This window comes from Polaromonas sp. UBA4122, from assembly GCA_002381615.1.
In the GTDB taxonomy this organism is placed as follows: Bacteria; Pseudomonadota; Gammaproteobacteria; order Burkholderiales; family Burkholderiaceae_C; genus Polaromonas.
Genome location: DFWY01000003.1, coordinates 432 through 17,517, shown reverse-complemented (window position 1 = coordinate 17,517; position 17,086 = coordinate 432). Strand labels below are relative to the sequence as shown.

Sequence of the window (17,086 nt, the reverse complement as noted above, 5' to 3'; positions counted from 1 at the left end):
ACGGGTTTTGGAAGCGGAATCGGGGAGCAGAACGCGCATGGCGCGCTCTGCATATTCGGCTGTTGGTATTGGTCTTCTCCCCGACCCACCCCTTCTGTATGCGCTGAGGAGCGGAAGTCCAGACGGATCAGAGCTCGTGCTTGTTTGAGCCGTAGGCGAGTTTGCACGAGACCCCGGCTGGACTGAGCACCGCAGGGTAGGTTATTGGGGTCAGACACCAATTTCGCTGCGGTGCGTCGCACCGCACCCTCCGGGCGAGCCAAAGGCTCGGCGAATTTGGGCTCTGACCCCAAAAAACCGCAGACAGTAGGGTCGCCTTTTCTTTGCTTACTTTCTTTTGGCGAAGCAAAAGCAAAGTGAGTAGCTGCCGGGCTACCCCCGGCCAGCCCAAGCCAGCCCAAGCCAACAAAGCCAACACGCTATTAATTAAGTAGCTGCCAGCGCAAGTGGCTTTTGGGCTACAGCCATATTCAATTATTTTTACAGTGCGCAGGATCTGAATCCGCAGAAGATGTCGTCACGTTCAGGCCGGTAGAAGTTGCGGTATTTGGGGTGTTTCAGTCGCGCTCGGGTGGCGAACGATGCGCCACGCAACACCTTGTGCGTGCCAAACCAGGGCTGTGAATAGGCCTGGTAAGGGTCGGGCGTAAAACCCGGGTAGGGCCGGAAGCTTGTGCCCATCCACTCCCAGACATCGCCCCAGCGAAAACCCCGGCGCGCCGCCTTGTGCACGGCCACTTCCCATTCCACTTCGGCCGGCAAACGGCGCCCGGCCCAACGGCACCAGGCGTCGGCCTCCCACCAGGTCATATGCATCGCAGGCTGGTTGCCCAGCATGCGCATGGGCTGGCCAAAGCGGGTTTGCATGACGGCGCCGCTGGCCACGCCAATCTGCTCCACGTAGCGCGGGCCTCTTCGGCCCTCCCCGCCAGCGGCGGCTTGCAGCCACTGCCAGCCCTCGGGATGCCAGAGTTCCTGGCGGTCATAGCCACCATCGCCGACAAACTCCACATACTGCGCCCAGGTAACGGGCTGGGCGTCGATTTCAAACTCGGGAACACTGATGGGATGCGCCGCCTTTTCATTGTCAAAGGCGAAGCCGGCCCCGGCGCTGCCCATTTGCCAGACGGTGGCCGGAATCAGCAGGGGCTCGCGCAGCGCCAGCGGTGCAGGCGTGAACGCCGCCTGCAAGGGTTTGTCCAGCGGCAAGCCCAGTGTTTGGGCGGTATAAGCGAGGGCTTCGCCATGCATGTCTTCGTGAAACAGGCTCAGGCGGTAAAAGTAAAGGGCGTCATCGCTATCGCCGTGGTCGCCGACTTTTTCAAGCAGCTCCAGCGTGCACTCCAGCGTGTCAAGCAAATACGCACGGCAATTGCCGACGTCAGGCAAGTCCAGCGCCCAGCGTGTGTCATGGGGCACCTGGCTGGAGTCCCACCAGCGGTCTGCGTTCGGCTCCATCGAGGCCAGCCGGGCATGCACCGGCTCACAGCGCGGTCCCAGGGCCCGCTGCAGGTTGCGACCAATCCACCACTCCTGAAACCAGGCCACATGGCCCAGCTCCCACAACGGTGGATTCAGCGTGGCAAGTGGGGGCACGGCGAAATTCACGCCTTCCAGCGCATTCTGGAACTGACCAAACAGCTGCAGCGTATGATTGCGCGCGTCCATCAGCGCGAGCGACAGCAGCTCCCGGCCTGCCTGACGCATGAGGGGCGAATCAATCAGGCCCGGGTTTGCTGGCGCCGGAGCACCAGGCAAACCGGGCGATATATTAGGTATGGAATCCGAAGCCAAAACAGTAGTCCTGATAAGCCCGGCGATGGCCGAATCCAACAACGGCAACTGGCATACCGCGCACCGCTGGGCACAATTTCTGTCGGGTTATTGTGACATTGCGCTGCTGAATCAATGGCCAGCGCCGGCCGATGAGCCCACGCGCCATGGCACGCCGCAGGCCTTGGTGGCGCTGCACGCCCGCCGCTCAGCCGCCTCCATCCGGGCCTGGGCCGAAGCCTATCCCGACAAGCCGCTCATCGTGGTGCTGACCGGCACCGATCTGTACCGCGACATCCACACCGATGCCGATGCGCAGCAGTCACTGGCCTTGGCCTCTCATCTGGTGGTGTTGCAGGAAGCCGGACTGGCGGCGCTGCCCGACGCGTGGCGTGCCAAGGCACGGGTGATTTACCAGTCAGCGCCTGCCCTGAAGCCGGCCCACAAATCCAGCCGCAGGTTTGGCGCGCTGATGGTCGGCCACCTGCGTGAAGAAAAAGACCCGTTGACCTATATGAGGGCGGCGGCCCATGACTTTGAAGCTGGCGTTCATTTTGACCAGATAGGCCTGGCGCTGGAGCCACGTTTTGCAGAGGCCGCCCGCGCCACTGAACAGCAGACGCCCCGCTACCGCTGGCTCGGTGGGCTACCCCGCGCAGCGACGCGCCAGCGCATCAAGCGCGCCCATGTGCTGGTGAACTGCTCGCACATGGAAGGTGGCGCCCAAGTCATTCTGGAAGCAGTGCAGTCGGGCACGCCGGTATTGGCCTCACACATCAGCGGCAACTTCGGCATGCTGGGGGCAGACTACGCGGGCTACTTTGCGCCGGGCGATGACGCCCAGCTTGCCGCGCTGGTGCGGCGCTGCGCAGCTGAGGCGGATTTTCTGGCCCTGTTGCAAAGGCAATGCAGCGATCGCGCTTATCTGTTTGAGCCGCGGGAAGAAAAGCGCCTTGTCATAAACTTGCTGGCATCTGCCTTGAATGAACCCGGCGCAGCCCAGCGGCCTGTGCCACTTTGAAACGCCTTTGAAAGCTTCCTGATGAATGCCCCTGACACCCCAATGCCCGCCTCAACCCTCACACCCCGATTAACCAGCCTGTCGCACGGTGGCGGTTGTGGCTGCAAGATCGCCCCGGGCGTACTGAGCGAGATTCTGAAAAACTCCAGCAATCTGCCTGGTTTTAATTTGCCACCGCAATTGCTGGTCGGCATTGAAACCGCTGACGACGCTGCGGTCTATCAGCTCAATGACGAGCAGGCGCTGATTGCCACCACCGACTTCTTCATGCCCATCGTCGATGACCCGTATGACTTTGGCCGCATTGCCGCCACCAACGCCATCAGCGACGTGTACGCCATGGGCGGCACACCCATCATGGCGCTGGGGCTGGTCGGAATGCCCATCAACGTGCTGCCGCTGGAGACGATAGGCGCGATTCTGCGCGGCGGCCAGGACGTGTGCCGCGATGCCGGCATTCCGATTGCAGGCGGCCACACCATTGATTCCGTGGAGCCGATTTACGGGCTGGTCGTGCTGGGTCTGGTACACCCTTCGCGCGTCAAGAAAAACTCGGATGCCCAGGCCGGTGACGTGCTGGTGCTGGGCAAACCCCTGGGCGTCGGCATACTGTCGGCGGCGCTCAAAAAAGAGCTGCTGAGCGCCGAGGGCTATGCCCGCATGATCGCCCTTACCACGCAGCTCAACAAGCCTGGCATTGCGCTGGCCCAACTCGAAGGCGTGCACGCACTGACCGACATCACCGGCTTTGGCCTGGCGGGCCACGGCCTGGAGCTGGCGCGCGGTGCCGGTGTGCAGGTCCGGCTCGACTGGACGCGTACGCCGCTGGTTGCCGGCGTGCGTGAGCTCGCGGAACAAGGCTGCATCACCGGTGCCTCCGGCCGTAACTGGGCCAGTTACGGCCATGAGATCAGCTTGCCCGTAGCATTTTCGGAGGTGGACCGGGCCCTGCTCAGCGATCCGCAAACCTCAGGGGGGCTGCTGGTATCGTGCAGCGCAGGCAGTGCCGCCGAAGTTTTGGCGATTTTCCACGCACAGGGCTTTGACGAGGCCGCCGTGATCGGCGAAGTCACCGCGGGACGCGGCGTCAGCGTGTATTGAGTTTATTGAGGAAGCTCCGCATAACTCGGCAGCAGGACGCGCGCCGCAGACTGCCAGAGCCTGCGGAAGGCAAGGGCTGCGATGGGTTATGCGGAGATTCCCCAAAAACACTGCCCATCCGCCTGCGAACCGGGTCATCCTTGTAAGCCCCAGGTTTTTGCGTCCCTACGGCGCAGAACCCTACAATATGCTCGCTTTGCGGGATAACACCGGCACAAAGCTGTCAGCCTGGCCTTTATGGTTCTTTATACAATCCCGTCGCACGCAAGCTTTCATTCGGAACGACTCACCCATGTCTTCCAGATGAATTTTTATGCGTAAGTTCTTTATCCCGGAGACACAAATTGCGCACCTTATTGAAATTTTCAAAGGCCGTGGACTGGTTAAACGCCCAGATTGGCAAATATGTCATCTGGCTCATCCTGGCCTCCACCGTCATCAGCGCCATCAATGCGGCCGTCCGCAAAGTGTTCGACATGAGCTCGAACGCGTTCCTTGAAATCCAGTGGTACCTGTTTGCCGCATCGTTCCTGATTGCCGCTGGTTACACCCTGCTCAATGGTGAACACGTCAAGATCGACGTGGTCTCCAGCCACCTGTCCAAGCGCGGGCAGATCTGGATTGATGTGATTGGTTTCACCTTCTTCCTCACCCCCGTGTGCCTGGTCATCCTCTGGTTCGGCGTGCCGTTCTTCCTGCAGGGCTATCGCTCCGGCGAGGTTTCAGGCAACGCGGGCGGCCTGATCCGCTGGCCGGTGTACGCCATGATTCCGCTGGGCTTTTCACTGCTGCTGCTTCAGGGCTGGTCCGAGCTGATCAAACGCCTGGCCTTCCTGCAGGGCCTGATTGACGATCCGACCACCCTTAAGGTCGAGAAAACCGCCGAAGAAGAGCTGGCAGAGGCGATTCGCCGCCTCGCTGAATCCAAAAACAAAGCCGCCTGATCGGGGAAGCATTCATGGAATTTTTTACGCAAAATTTTGCCCCGATCATGTTCGCGGGGCTGATCATCTTTCTGCTGATGGGCTTCCCCGTGGCCTTCAGCCTCGGTGCCTGCGGCCTGTTTTTTGGCTTTATTGGCGTCGAGCTTGGCTTACTCCCCGAGGCATTGCTGCAGGCCCTGCCGCTGCGCCTGTTCGGCATCATGCAGAACGACACGCTGCTGGCCATCCCCTTCTTCACCTTGATGGGCTTGATACTTGAACGAAGCGGCATGGCCGAAGACCTGCTGGAGACCATCGGCCAGCTGTTTGGCCCGGTGCGTGGCGGTCTGGCTTTTGCAGTGATCTTCGTCGGCGCGCTGTTGGCCGCCACCACCGGCGTGGTGGCGGCTTCCGTCATCTCCATGGGCCTGATCTCGCTGCCCATCATGCTGCGCTATGGCTATGACCGGCGCATCGCCTCGGGCGTGATTGCCGCCTCAGGCACGCTGGCGCAAATCATCCCACCCTCGCTGGTGCTGATCATTCTGGCCGACCAGCTTGGCCGCAGCGTGGGCGAGATGTACAAGGGAGCCTTCATCCCCGGCTTCATGCTCACCGCCATGTATGCGTGCTATGTGATCCTGCTGGCCATCATCCGCCCGAAATGGGTGCCGGCGCTGCCGCTTGAGGCGCGCACCATCCGCGAAGACAACGGCAAAAGCGGCCTGCTGTCGCTGCTGCTGCTGACCATCCTCTGCAGTGGCATCGCCATCTACTTTGGTGAACATTACGCCGATGTGTACAGCTGGTTTCGGGGCGAAAGGGTGGACAAGGTGGCCACCGACGAAACCATCGTCGTGTCCATGTGTGGTGGTGTCATGCTGGCCTTCGTGATTGCGCTGATCAACAAGGTGACCCGCCTGGGCCTGCTATCGCGCATGGCCGAGCGCGTGACCTTCGTGCTGATCCCGCCGCTGCTGCTGATCTTCCTGGTGCTGGGCACCATCTTTTTGGGCATCGCCACCCCGACCGAGGGCGGCGCCATGGGCGCCATGGGCGCCATCATCATGGCCACGGCGCGCGGACGGCTGAGCTTCAAGCTGCTCAAGCAGGCACTGAACACCACCACCAAGCTGGCAAGCTTTGTGGTGTTCATCCTGATCGGCTCGACCATCTTCAGTCTGGTGTTCCAGGGCGTCGATGGCCAGAAATGGGTGGAGTACCTGCTGACCGGCCTGCCCGGCGGGCAGACCGGCTTCCTGATCGTTGTCAACCTGCTGATCTTCTTCCTGGCGTTCTTCCTGGACTTCTTTGAACTGTCCTTTATCGTGGTGCCGCTGCTGGCCCCGGTGGCGCAAAAGCTGGGCATCGACCTGATCTGGTTCGGTGTGCTGCTGGCCGTGAACATGCAGACCTCATTCATGCACCCACCCTTCGGCTTTGCACTGTTCTACCTGCGCAGCGTGGCGCCGACCAAGGAATACACCGATCGCATCACGAAGAAGGTGGTGCAGCCTGTCACGACCATGCAGATCTACTGGGGCGCCGTGCCCTTCGTGCTGATCCAGATCATCATGGTCGGGCTGATCATTGCCTTCCCGGGCATCGTGTCGAGCGGGCTCGACAAGGCAGAGGTCTATGACCCCGACAAGATCCGCCTGCAGATGGAAGCCGACATGCCCAAGGAGGACTCATTTGAAGCTCCGCAGCCCGACGCTGGCGCTAGCACTGGCGCTGAGCCAATACCAATGCCACAACCAGAGGCGATTGAGCCAGCCGCTGTCGACGACAAGGACCCGCTCAAACCCAGGCAGGACGCGGGCTCCAGCGAGAAAAAATAAGCAGCCACGCGCGCGGCATCAGCACCAGGGGGTTGACACGCCGCCACAAACACCAGCCCCGCTAAGCGGGGCTTTTTTGTAACCCATCAGATTGTTATGGCACAGGTTTGCCCGATACACAGCGGTCCTGAATGCCTGCAAACCAGGGCAATATAGCCCGAATGATGGTCAAAAAATAACCGGTCGCCCGATCCTTCGCACAAAGTGCAGGATCGCAACGCCGGTTCTGGTGTGCGCTGACAGTGCCGCGAAGAACGCGGCTACTGCAGGTGTCGACTTACAGCTTGAGTGTTGTCATATAGCTGTCGAAACGGAACTCCGAGAAACGTGCCCACAACAGTTGGTCGCGTTGGAAGGCACGCATATCCTGGTGAATCTTCTTGAATTCGGCAGACTTGGCTTCGTGTTCTGCAAACACTTCCATCGAAGCTTTGAAGCCTGCATCCATGAGTTCTTTGGAGAACGCCTTGAGTTCGGTCTTCGCTGCGACCAGCCTCTTCAAGGCAATCGGGTTGACCGCGTCGTACTTGGCCGTCATGTCACGAGCAGCGACTGCGGTGGCCGCATCGACAATCGCTTGGAATTCCGGCGTCAGTGCCGCATAGGCTTTGGTGTTGATGAAGAACTCCAGCTCCGCGCCACCTTCCCACCAGCCCGGGTAGTAGTAGTATGGTGCCACCTTGTTAAAGCCCAGTTTTTCATCGTCGTAGGGGCCCACAAACTCAACTGCATCCAGAGTGCCCTTTTCAAGCGCCTGGTACACATCGCCAGCAGGCATGTTCTGCGGCACCACGCCCAACTTTTGCATGGCTTCACCGAAAATGCCGCCACCCATGCGCATTTTGAGGCCCTTCAGGTCAGCTACCGTTTTGATTTCTTTGCGATACCAGCCACCCATCTGTGTGCCGGTGTTGCCCGCGCTGCGGCTCTTGATGTTGTACTTGGCGTAAAACGCATCCATCAGTTTGCGGCCGTTGCCATGCTCCATCCAGGAGTCCATTTGGCGGGCGGTGAGACCAAAAGGCACGGCACAACCGAAGCCGAAAATCGCGTCCTTGCCGGTGAAATAGTAAGAAGCCGTCTGCGCCATCTCGACGGTGCCGTTCTGGATGGCATCGACCACACCAAACGCCGGCATCAGTTCGCCAGCTGCATGCACGGACACTTCAAACTTGCCGCCGGACAAGGCCTTCACCGTCTTGGCAAACATTTCCGCACTGCCAAAAATGGTGTCCAGTGACTTGGGGAAACTGGAAGCGAGCCGCCAGCGGACTGCGGCCTGCGCATGCACAGCGGGCGCTACGCCAGCGGCCAGTACACCGGCGATGCCGGCATTTTTGATGAGTGAACGACGATCCATGTAAATTAGCTCCTTTAAAGGGTCAAAAAAACAACCTGAAAAAACTGATTCTAGACAACTTGTAACGTTTCAGATCAACATACATTTTAGTAACGCGCAGATTTAACTATAAAGGGGTATTCCCTTGACCTCTAAGCCATTCGCGTTCAGCCCGTTGTCAGTAAAGCCTGCACCTTCACGCCACATGCGTACGCCCCCGCTCAACCCACAATCTTGAGCGCGGGCCTGGCGTGTTCGCCAAAGCGGGCGCGGATGGAAGCCTCAATACCAGGCGCATCCAGCCCCTGCAGCGCGAGCAACTTGGCAGGGTCACCATGCTCAATGAACTCGTCCTTCAGGCCAAGCTGCAACAGGGGTTTGACCACACCGGCAGCTTGCAGCGCCTCGCTTACCGCACTGCCCGCGCCACCCATGATGGCCCCCTCTTCCACAGTGACCAGCGCTTCATGACCAGCCGCGACCCTGAGCAGCAGTTCGGTATCCAGCGGCTTGGCCCAACGCATGTTGACCACCGTCGCACCAAGTTTTTCTGCCGCCTGCAGCGCGGGATACAGCAGCGTGCCAAACGCCAGAATGGCGATTCCGGTGCCCTCCCGGCGAATCTCGCCTTTACCGAACGGCAGCGACTGCAGACCGGCCTCGGGTTCCACACCGGCACCGGCCCCGCGCGGGTAGCGCACGGCCACCGGATGATTCTGCTCAAAGGCTGATGTCAGCAGCTTGCGGCACTCGTTTTCGTCGGCCGGGCAGGCCACGCTCATATTCGGGATGCAGCGCAAATAGGGAATGTCGTAGGCACCCGCATGCGTGGCGCCATCAGCGCCCACCAGACCTGCGCGGTCCAGCGCAAACACCACCGGCAGGTTTTGCAGCGCCACGTCGTGGATCAGCTGGTCGTAGCCGCGCTGCAAAAAGGTCGAGTAAATGGCGACCACAGGCTTGAGCCCCTCGCAGGCCATGCCGGCGGCAAAGGTCACCGCATGCTGCTCGGCGATGCCGACGTCGTGGTAGCGCTCAGGAAAGCGCTGGTGAAACTCCACCATGCCCGAGCCCTCGCGCATGGCGGGCGTGATGCCGACCAGGCGGCGATCCTGCTCGGCCATGTCGCACAGCCAGCGGCCAAAAACCTGGGTGAAGGTCTGCTTGGCATGCGCGCTGGATTTTTGCAGGCCCATGGCCGGGTCAAACTTGCCGGGGCCATGATAGGCAATCGGGTCGGCTTCGGCCAGCTTGTAGCCCTGGCCCTTTTTGGTAACGACGTGCAGAAACTGCGGACCCCCGTTGGTGGACATCAGGTGTTTGATGTTTTCCAGCGTGGGAACCAGGGATTCCAGATCGTGTCCGTCGATGGGGCCGATGTAGTTGAATCCGAAGTTTTCAAACAATGTAGCCGGCAGCACCATGCCTTTGGCATGTAACTCCAGGCGTTTTGCCAGCTCCAGCAGCGGCGGCGCAACGCTGAGCACCTGCTTGCCCACATTTCTGGCCGATGCGTAAAAACGTCCGCTCATCAGTTGGGCCAGGTAGCGATTCAGCGCGCCCACCGGCGGGCTGATGCTCATGTCGTTGTCGTTGAGCACCACCAGCAGCTTGCAGTGGTCATGAACCCCTGCGTTATTCAGGGCCTCAAACGCCATACCGGCGCTCATGGCACCGTCACCAATAATGGCCACCGCGTGACGGTTTTCGCCCTTCTGCTGAGCGGCCAGCGCCATGCCCAGCGCGGCCGAAATCGACGTCGACGAATGGGCCGTACCAAAGGTGTCGTACTCGCTCTCGTCGCGACGCGGAAAACCCGAGAGCCCGCCGAATTGCCGCAGGGTGCTCATGCGCTCGCGCCGGCCCGTGAGGATTTTGTGCGGGTAGGTCTGGTGGCCCACGTCCCACACCAGCCGGTCGTCGGGCGTATTGAAGACATAGTGCAAAGCCACCGTCAGCTCAACCGTGCCGAGGTTGGAACTTAAATGTCCGCCAGTTTTGGAAACACTGTCGATCACGTAGGCACGCAACTGGTCGGCCACCGCCTTGAGCTGGCTGCGGGGTAGCCGCCGCAGATCGGCGGGACTATTGATGGTTTCAAGCAATGGGGTCATCGTGGTGTGTTTAATAGGCGGGACTCGGTCCCTAGTGAGCGCGATTGACCAGCATGTCAGCCAGCGCCTGCAACGCATCGGTGTTCCGCAGGCCGCTGCTTTCGAGGCTGGCCAGGGCTTGCGCCAGCAGTTGCTGCGCGTAATCTTTCGAGGCTTGCAGCCCCAACAGCGACACAAAGGTGGGCTTGTCTTGTGCTGCGTCCTTGCCGGCGGTTTTACCCAGCGTGGCTGAGTCGGCAGTCACATCCAGAACATCGTCAACAACCTGAAACGCCAGGCCCACCGCAGCGCCGTAATCGCGCAGCGCGCTTTGGACCTTTGGCGCGGCCAGTGAAGCGGTGCCGCAGGCCGCCCCCATCATCACGCTGGCTTGCAGCAGCGCGCCGGTTTTGAGCCGGTGCATCTCGTGCAGTTGCGCGGACGTCAGAGGCCTGCCGACGCTGGCCAGGTCTATGGCCTGACCACCGGCCATGCCCTGAAAGCCGGCCGCCTGCGCCAGCATGCGGCACAGGCGCGCCTGCGTTGCGGCATCTACCGAATCATCATCGGGCGTAAGAAGCTCAAAGGCCAGTGCCTGCAAGGCATCACCGGCCAACAGTGCCTGCGCCTGGCCAAACTTGACATGCACCGTGGGCTTGCCGCGGCGCAGCACGTCGTTATCCATGCAAGGCAGGTCGTCATGCACCAACGAATACGCATGAATCAGCTCCACCGCACAGGCCGATCGCAGCGCCGCGTGGGCGTTGCCGTTCACGGCTTCGCAGGCCGCCATGACCAGCAGCGGACGCAGGCGCTTGCCCCCGTCGAGCACGGCGTAACGCATGGCATCGCCCAAGCCAGCAGGCGCCGGTGCATTGCTCGGACAGGCGACCCAGCGGGACAGGGCCTGCTCGACGGCGGCAAGCTGCTGCGCGCTCCAGGCGCTCAGCGTAAAGCGGAAGGTAGAGGGGGGCAGTTTTTCTGGGGCGTTCAATCGTGGGTCTCTTACGCTAAGGCGGTTACTGTGCTGATAACTCTGCAAATTACTCTTGCCCCCAAGGCTTGAGTTCTGTGCCTTCCAATACCTTGATTTGGGTTTCCACGGCTTCCAGCTTGTCGCGGCAAAACTTCAGCAATTGTGCACCGCGCTGGTAGCCTGTGAGCAACTGGTCCAGCGGCAACTGCCCTGACTCCAAGCTGGCCACCAGCGCTTCCAGCTCTTGCAGTGCAGCCTCATAGCTGGCAGGCAATGGATTTTTGGGGTCAGAGCCCAAATTCGCCGAGCCTTCGGCTCGCCCGGAGGGCGCGGTGCGAAGCACCGCAGCGAAATTGGTGTCTGACCCCAATAACCCAGAAGCGGCGGAAGCAGATGAAGATGAGTTTTTAGCCATGGTATTTGGGTGAAGGCGTGATTTTAGGCCGTTACGGGGATTTTGGGCTCTGGTGCCCGGGCCGGCAGACCCACAGCCCTATTATCGGGTGGCACAGCGCAAAGCCCCACGCCAAACGCCCCCGCGCAGGTAGAATTGATAAAAGTTCTCGATAACAGTCCCCAAGCACAGTTTTAGTCCTGCCCCCGTTGTGGAGCCTTACAGCCTTGTTTTCACCCTTGGGCTGTCGTTCAGCCTGCCTATTCACTTGGCTTTTCACCTGCCTCCAAAGCCTGTCTGCGGCGCCATGTTTACCGAAATTGCATGTCTGATCTAAGCCTTCGTCTGTTGCAGGCCACCAGCCAGCTCCCCATCTCCAGCTACTTTGATGCGGGCCTGTACCAGCGGGAGCAGCAAAGGCTGTTTGCTCGCGGGCCGCGTTACCTCGGCCACGAACTGGCCGTGCCCAACCTGGGCGACTTTTATGCCCTGCCCCAAGAGGGCGAAGGCCGCACTCTGGTGCGCAATGCGTCGGGCATTGAGTTGATTTCCAATGTTTGCCGCCATCGCCAGTCAACCATGCTGCAGGGCCGCGGCAACACCGGCAGCAACATCGTCTGCCCGCTGCACCGCTGGACCTACAACACCGCCGGCGAGCTGATCGGTGCGCCGCACTTCGAGATCGACCCCTGCCTGAACCTGAACCGTTACAAAACCACCAGCTGGAACGGCTTGGTGTTTGAAGACAACGGCCGCGACATTGCAGCCGAGATGGCGCCGCTGAGCCCCCTGGCCGACCTGGATTTTTCGGGTTACCAGCTCGACAAGGTGCATCTGCATGAGTGCAACTACAACTGGAAAACCTTTATTGAGGTGTACCTGGAGGACTACCACGTCGGCCCTTTCCACCCCGGACTGGGTGCGTTTGTTACCACCGACGACTTGCGCTGGGATCTGAGCCCCCACTATTCGGTGCAAACCGTGGGCGTGTCCGACAAGCTGGGCAAGCCCGGCACCGACACCTACAAAAAATGGCACGACGTGGTGCTGCAGTACCGCGGGGGCGTGCCGCCCAAATACGGCGCGATCTGGCTTACCTACTACCCACACGTCATGCTGGAGTGGTACCCGCATACGCTGGTGGTGAGCACGCTGCACCCGCAAGGCCCTGACAAAACGCTCAACGTGGTGGAGTTTTTCTACCCCGAAGAAATCTGCGCCTTCGAGCCCGAGTTCATGGAAGCACAGCAGGCCGCCTATATGGAGACCTGTGTGGAAGACGACGAACTCGCGCTGCGCATGGACGCCGGCCGCAAGGCATTGCTACAGCGCGGAGACAACGAGTTCGGCCCCTACCAGAGCCCCATGGAAGACGGCATGCAGCACTTTCACGAGTGGTACCGCCGCGAAATGGGCGCCAGCAAAACCACGCAGATGATTTGAAGGCACCCTCCTCGCCACGCCAATTACTATGTATTTAATAGCTGCCTTCTCCCGTCCTTATTGGGCTATAGGCCAATTTCATCAATAAAAAGACCTCACCGCCCAAACCACGCGATGCAAGCTGTCTGGATGATTCTTTCCTCGTTCCTGTTTGCGACCATGGGCGTGTGCGTCAAGTATGCGTCCGCGTATTTCAATAGTTCCGAGTTGGTGTTCTACCGCGGCGTGCTGGGCGTTCTTTTCATGGCGGCCTATGCGCGTGCGCGCGGCACCAGCTTGCGCACCCGCGTGCCCGCCATGCATGCCTGGCGCAGCGTCATCGGCGTGATGTCGCTGTCAGGCTGGTTTTATGCGATTGCCCACCTGCCGCTGGCCACGGCCATGACGCTCAACTACATGAGCAGCGTGTGGATTGCCGCCTTTCTGGTGGGCGGCACGCTCATGCTCGGAAGGTTCGGCAAAAAAGGGCCCAGCCAAGGCCCGCTGGTGATGGCGATTCTGGCCAGCTTTGCGGGCGTGGTGATGCTGCTGCGCCCTGCGATGGACCAGAATCAGGCTTTTGCCGGCCTGATCGGGTTGATGTCGGGCTTGGGTGCCGCGTTTGCCTACATGCAGGTCATGGCGATTTCACGCCTGGGTGAGCCAGAAACGCGCACGGTGTTTTACTTTGCCGTCGGCACGGCGGTGGCCGGCGCGTTGGGCTTGGGGGTCATGGGCGTCTCGCCCTGGAACTGGCGGCATGCGCTGTGGCTGCCGCCGCTGGGCATTTTGGCCTCGCTCGGCCAATTAACCATGACCCGCGCCTATTCCATGTCCGAAAACCATCGCGGAACGCTGATGGTGGCCAACCTCCAGTACTCGGGCATTGTGTTTGCCGCCCTCTACGGCCTGATCCTTTTTGGCGACAATATTCCCCTGGCAGGCTGGGCCGGCATGGCGCTCATCATCGTCAGCGCCATTGCCGCCACCGTGCTGCGGGCTCACGCCGCACCCGACGCGCCCGCCGAAGAACATTGACCCCCTATCAAGGAGCATGAGATGAACTACACCACCCTGATTTCTGCCGAACAGCTGCAGGCCCTGATGACCAGCGGCCAAGCCTTGCGCGTGTTTGATTGCAGCTTTGACCTGCTGCAACCGCACGCCGGTGAACAGCAGTACCTGGCGTCGCATATTCCTGGTGCCGTCTACGCCCATCTGGACACGGCGCTTAGCGCCAAACACGGGGTGCCGGGCACCCACGGCGTGGTCACGGCCACCGGTGCCGACGCCCCTGCCTCGGGCGGACGCCACCCGCTGCCCAACCGCGAAAAATTTGCCACCTGGCTCTCCAGCGTCGGTTTTTCCAACGATATGCAGGCCGTTGTGTATGACCGCAACGGCGCCAACTACTGTGGCCGCCTGTGGTGGATGCTCAAATGGGCAGGCCACGACAACGTGGCGGTACTTGATGGCGGGCTGCAAGCCTGGCAGGCCGCAGGCGGGGCGGTGAATAGCGGCGAAGAGCCCGCACACTTTCAAGCCAGTTTCGAGTTGGCCCCTGCGCGGGCCGTTTTGGTCGATGCCCAAACCATCTCAAGCCAGCTTGGGCGACCTGCCCAGACCCTCATCGATGCGCGCGCCACACCACGCTTCAAGGGCGAGGTCGAACCGCTAGACCCGATGGCCGGCCACATCCCCGGCGCGCTGAACCGCCCTTTCAGCCAGAACCTCGGCCCCGATGGCAAGTTCAAACCGGCGGCGCAACTCAAGGCCGAATTTGAAGCCTTGCTGGGCGGGCGCGACCCAGGCACCGTGGTGCACCACTGCGGTAGCGGCGTGAGTGCAGCGCCCAACCTCATCGCCATGGAAGTCGCCGGCCTGGGTCGCACAGGCCTCTATGCCGGTAGCTGGAGCGACTGGTGTAGCGACCCGGACCGGCCGGTTGCGCAGGGCTGATCACCCAACGCTCACACCCCACGCAAAAACTCCATCGCCTGTCATGCGGCATGGAGTTTTTTTGCCGGCCCGCCAGGCCCAGGAACAACTCAGGTCAGGACAACTTGCGTGGGGCGCTGGCGCCGGCCCATCAGGCGACTCCACTTTGACGGAAAAAATTCCAGATAAATTAACTCCAAACCCAAACAGGACCTGCACACATAGCTATCAAAATAGTAGCGCCTGGCCTGCTGTGACCCTAATGTGGCCCGTACTGTCTCGTCGAACAACTGGTGCTACCATGCGCTGAAACTGGTTTCAACAAGGCGTCACAGCCTTGTTCCATTCTTTGTCCGTTTCAGATGCCCGCCAAAAACCTCAAGCAAAGCCCCACCTCCGCCCTGCCCACCGCACGCGCCACCATTGCGGATGTCGCGCGCGCGGCGGGCGTCTCCAAGGCCACGGTGTCCAGGTTCCTGAACCACCGCGACAAGCTTCTCACGCGGGATATTGCAACGCGGGTGGAAGTCGCCATCGCGGCGCTGGCCTATAGCCCCAGCCCGATGGCGCAGGCACTCAAGCGGGGCCGCTCGCGGCTGATTGGCCTGGTGGTGGCCGACGTGACCAACCCTTTTTCGGTGGCCGTGCTTCGCGGTGCTGAAAAGGCCTGCCAGGAAGCGGGCTACCTGCTCATGCTGTTTAACCTGGGCAATGACAGCCGGCGCGAAAGTGAAGCCATCGAGGCGCTCACCGCATACCAGGTGGAAGGTTTTATCCTGAACACGCTGGGCCGTGATGCCGGTGCAGCCGCGGACGCCGCGCGCCACGGCAAGCCGGTGGTGCTGGTGGACCGGCGCCACAACGACATGCAGGCCGATTTCGTGTCGCTCGACAATGCCGGCGCCGTGCGCCTGGGCGCCCGCCACTTGGTGGAGGCCGGCTACCGCGAGCTGCTGTTTGTCTCTGAGCCGATCAAGGATGTGAGCTCACGCATGGAGCGCGAAGCCGCGTTTCGCAGCTTTATCAGCGAGTCTGCGGCCAACGTAGCAGGCCTGCAAGGCCGTACGTTCGAAACCACAGAGGAAGACACCGAAGGGCTGGACAACGCGCTGCGCAGCTTGCGCCAGCGTGCCAGCGGACGGGGCCTGCCCGGCATGATCTCCAGCAACGCCGTGGTGAGCGTGCGGGTGGTGGCGGCCATGGCGCGTCTGGGCTGGCGTTTTGGCGCCGACCTGGGGCTGGTGGGCTTTGACGAAACCGAGTGGTCGCCTTATGTGGGCCCAGGGCTGAGCACCATCGCCCAGCCCACCGACGAGCTGGGCCAGGTCGCCGCCGGCTGCCTGATCGAGCGTATCAAAGGGCTGGAACTTCCGCCGCGCCAGATTTTGCTGTCCGGCCGCCTGGTGCCGCGCGGCTCCTCCGTTCCCGCACCTTAAATTCTCAGGGTTTTCCATGATTACAGCGCAGTTACGGATTCCTCTATACTTTCCTGAAACCGGTTTCAGTATTCGCTAAAAAAACCTCTGAACCCAAACCCTCAGTAATTTTTGTACCCGCTACAGTGGTGATCCAGGCGCTTGCGTCCACTCCGGCGCCGCCACCGCCACCCCGCCAATGAACTACACATTTCAATTCGGTGATGTCTTTGCAGCCTGGCCGCTGCTTGTCAAAGGCACCTGGAGCACCCTCCAGCTGTCGCTGCTGGCCATGCTGATGGGCCTGGTGGTGGCCATCCTGTGTGCCTGGGGAAAAACCGCCGGGGCCAAACCCCTGCGCTTCCTGATCAATGCCTATATCGAGCTGATCCGCAACACGCCGTTTCTGGTGCAGCTGTTCTTTTTCTTTTTTGCGTTGCCCGCGCTGGGTTTGCGCTGGTCGGCTTACACCGCGGCCCTGACCGCGATGGTGGTGAATCTGGGAGCCTACGCCACGGAAATCATCCGCGCCGGTATCGAATCCATTCCCAAAGGTCAGATTGAGGCGGGCCTGGCGCTCAACCTCAAGCGTTACGAAATATTCCGCTTCGTCATTTTGAAGCCGGCGCTCAAGGCGATCTACCCGGCCCTCACCAGCCAGTTCATTTTGCTCATGCTCAGCTCCAGCGTGGTGTCGGCCATTTCGGCGGACGACCTGACCTCGGTGGCGGCCAACCTGCAGTCGCAAACCTTTCGCAGTTTTGAGATTTACATCGTCGTCGCCGTGATCTACCTGTTGCTGGCGCTATCGTTTTCAGCGCTATTCCGGGTGATCTACCGGCTTTGCCTT

The 17,086-nt window shown here is 60.9% G+C and carries 14 protein-coding genes; 9 read left to right on the top strand and 5 right to left on the bottom strand.

The window, feature by feature from the left end; all coding sequences use genetic code 11:
• Positions 1–480: 480 nt before the first annotated feature.
• Positions 481–1,707, bottom strand: a complete 1,227-nt coding sequence (gene senA, locus B3F77_RS00680; protein WP_293603095.1) for a selenoneine synthase SenA — start codon at positions 1,705–1,707, stop codon at positions 481–483.
• A gap of 70 nt (positions 1,708–1,777) precedes the next feature.
• Between senA and senB the strand changes: the two genes are divergently transcribed.
• The 4 genes from senB (at position 1,778) to B3F77_RS00660 (ending at position 6,659) form a co-directional block, all read left to right on the top strand.
• Positions 1,778–2,794 (top strand): selenoneine biosynthesis selenosugar synthase SenB, encoded by a 1,017-nt coding sequence (gene senB / locus B3F77_RS00675; RefSeq protein ID WP_293603094.1) that lies wholly within the window; start codon positions 1,778–1,780, stop codon positions 2,792–2,794.
• A 21-nt stretch (positions 2,795–2,815) separates the two neighbouring features.
• Positions 2,816–3,895: a selenide, water dikinase SelD gene (gene selD / locus B3F77_RS00670; RefSeq protein WP_293603093.1), complete on the top strand. Its 1,080-nt coding sequence runs from the start codon at positions 2,816–2,818 to the stop codon at positions 3,893–3,895.
• A 344-nt stretch (positions 3,896–4,239) separates the two neighbouring features.
• On the top strand, positions 4,240–4,839 hold the full coding sequence (locus B3F77_RS00665) for a TRAP transporter small permease subunit (protein ID WP_293603092.1): 600 nt from the start codon (positions 4,240–4,242) through the stop codon (positions 4,837–4,839).
• A 14-nt stretch (positions 4,840–4,853) separates the two neighbouring features.
• The gene (locus B3F77_RS00660) at positions 4,854–6,659 is read left to right on the top strand and encodes a TRAP transporter large permease (RefSeq protein ID WP_293603091.1); all 1,806 of its coding nucleotides are present in this window, start codon (positions 4,854–4,856) and stop codon (positions 6,657–6,659) included.
• 277 nt (positions 6,660–6,936) lie between these two features.
• On the opposite strand, the gene B3F77_RS00655 is transcribed toward B3F77_RS00660, so the two are convergent.
• The 4 genes from B3F77_RS00655 to B3F77_RS00640 form a co-directional block, all read right to left on the bottom strand.
• Positions 6,937–8,019 carry a TRAP transporter substrate-binding protein gene (locus tag B3F77_RS00655; RefSeq protein WP_293603090.1) on the bottom strand — a complete coding sequence of 361 codons (1,083 nt, stop codon included), beginning with the start codon at positions 8,017–8,019 and terminating at the stop codon, positions 6,937–6,939.
• 200 nt (positions 8,020–8,219) lie between these two features.
• Positions 8,220–10,112: a 1-deoxy-D-xylulose-5-phosphate synthase gene (dxs, locus tag B3F77_RS00650; protein WP_293603089.1), complete on the bottom strand. Its 1,893-nt coding sequence runs from the start codon at positions 10,110–10,112 to the stop codon at positions 8,220–8,222.
• 31 nt (positions 10,113–10,143) lie between these two features.
• Positions 10,144–11,085, bottom strand: coding sequence for a polyprenyl synthetase family protein (locus B3F77_RS00645; RefSeq protein ID WP_414702930.1), 942 nt, complete (start codon positions 11,083–11,085; stop codon positions 10,144–10,146).
• 49 nt (positions 11,086–11,134) lie between these two features.
• On the bottom strand, positions 11,135–11,365 hold the full coding sequence (locus B3F77_RS00640; RefSeq protein WP_293603088.1) for an exodeoxyribonuclease VII small subunit: 231 nt from the start codon (positions 11,363–11,365) through the stop codon (positions 11,135–11,137).
• 420 nt (positions 11,366–11,785) lie between these two features.
• Here B3F77_RS00640 and B3F77_RS00635 point away from each other — a divergent pair, with 420 nt between their 5' ends.
• The 5 genes from B3F77_RS00635 to B3F77_RS00615 form a co-directional block, all read left to right on the top strand.
• On the top strand, positions 11,786–12,904 hold the full coding sequence (locus B3F77_RS00635) for an aromatic ring-hydroxylating oxygenase subunit alpha (RefSeq protein WP_293603087.1): 1,119 nt from the start codon (positions 11,786–11,788) through the stop codon (positions 12,902–12,904).
• 114 nt (positions 12,905–13,018) lie between these two features.
• Positions 13,019–13,921: a DMT family transporter gene (locus tag B3F77_RS00630; protein WP_293603086.1), complete on the top strand. Its 903-nt coding sequence runs from the start codon at positions 13,019–13,021 to the stop codon at positions 13,919–13,921.
• 21 nt (positions 13,922–13,942) lie between these two features.
• Complete coding sequence (locus tag B3F77_RS00625) at positions 13,943–14,842, top strand: sulfurtransferase (protein WP_293603085.1); 900 nt, start codon at positions 13,943–13,945, stop codon at positions 14,840–14,842.
• A 341-nt stretch (positions 14,843–15,183) separates the two neighbouring features.
• Positions 15,184–16,257: a LacI family DNA-binding transcriptional regulator gene (locus tag B3F77_RS00620; protein WP_293603084.1), complete on the top strand. Its 1,074-nt coding sequence runs from the start codon at positions 15,184–15,186 to the stop codon at positions 16,255–16,257.
• Positions 16,258–16,435: 178 nt separating this feature from the next.
• Positions 16,436–17,086: amino acid ABC transporter permease (locus B3F77_RS00615; protein WP_293603083.1), on the top strand; the 651-nt coding region annotated here is incomplete at its 3' end.

Bases quoted from the DNA above. Each gene is read 5' to 3' on its own strand.
- B3F77_RS00655 (WP_293603090.1), bottom strand. From the start codon at position 8,019: ATGGATCGTCGTTCACTCATCAAAAATGCCGGCATCGCCGGTGTACTG.
- B3F77_RS00630 (WP_293603086.1), top strand. From the start codon at position 13,019: ATGCAAGCTGTCTGGATGATTCTTTCCTCGTTCCTGTTTGCGACCATG.
- senA (WP_293603095.1), bottom strand. From the start codon at position 1,707: ATGCGTCAGGCAGGCCGGGAGCTGCTGTCGCTCGCGCTGATGGACGCG.
- selD (WP_293603093.1), top strand. From the start codon at position 2,816: ATGAATGCCCCTGACACCCCAATGCCCGCCTCAACCCTCACACCCCGA.
- B3F77_RS00660 (WP_293603091.1), top strand. From the start codon at position 4,854: ATGGAATTTTTTACGCAAAATTTTGCCCCGATCATGTTCGCGGGGCTG.
- B3F77_RS00635 (WP_293603087.1), top strand. From the start codon at position 11,786: ATGTCTGATCTAAGCCTTCGTCTGTTGCAGGCCACCAGCCAGCTCCCC.
- senB (WP_293603094.1), top strand. From the start codon at position 1,778: ATGGAATCCGAAGCCAAAACAGTAGTCCTGATAAGCCCGGCGATGGCC.
- B3F77_RS00625 (WP_293603085.1), top strand. From the start codon at position 13,943: ATGAACTACACCACCCTGATTTCTGCCGAACAGCTGCAGGCCCTGATG.
- B3F77_RS00620 (WP_293603084.1), top strand. From the start codon at position 15,184: ATGCCCGCCAAAAACCTCAAGCAAAGCCCCACCTCCGCCCTGCCCACC.
- dxs (WP_293603089.1), bottom strand. From the start codon at position 10,112: ATGACCCCATTGCTTGAAACCATCAATAGTCCCGCCGATCTGCGGCGG.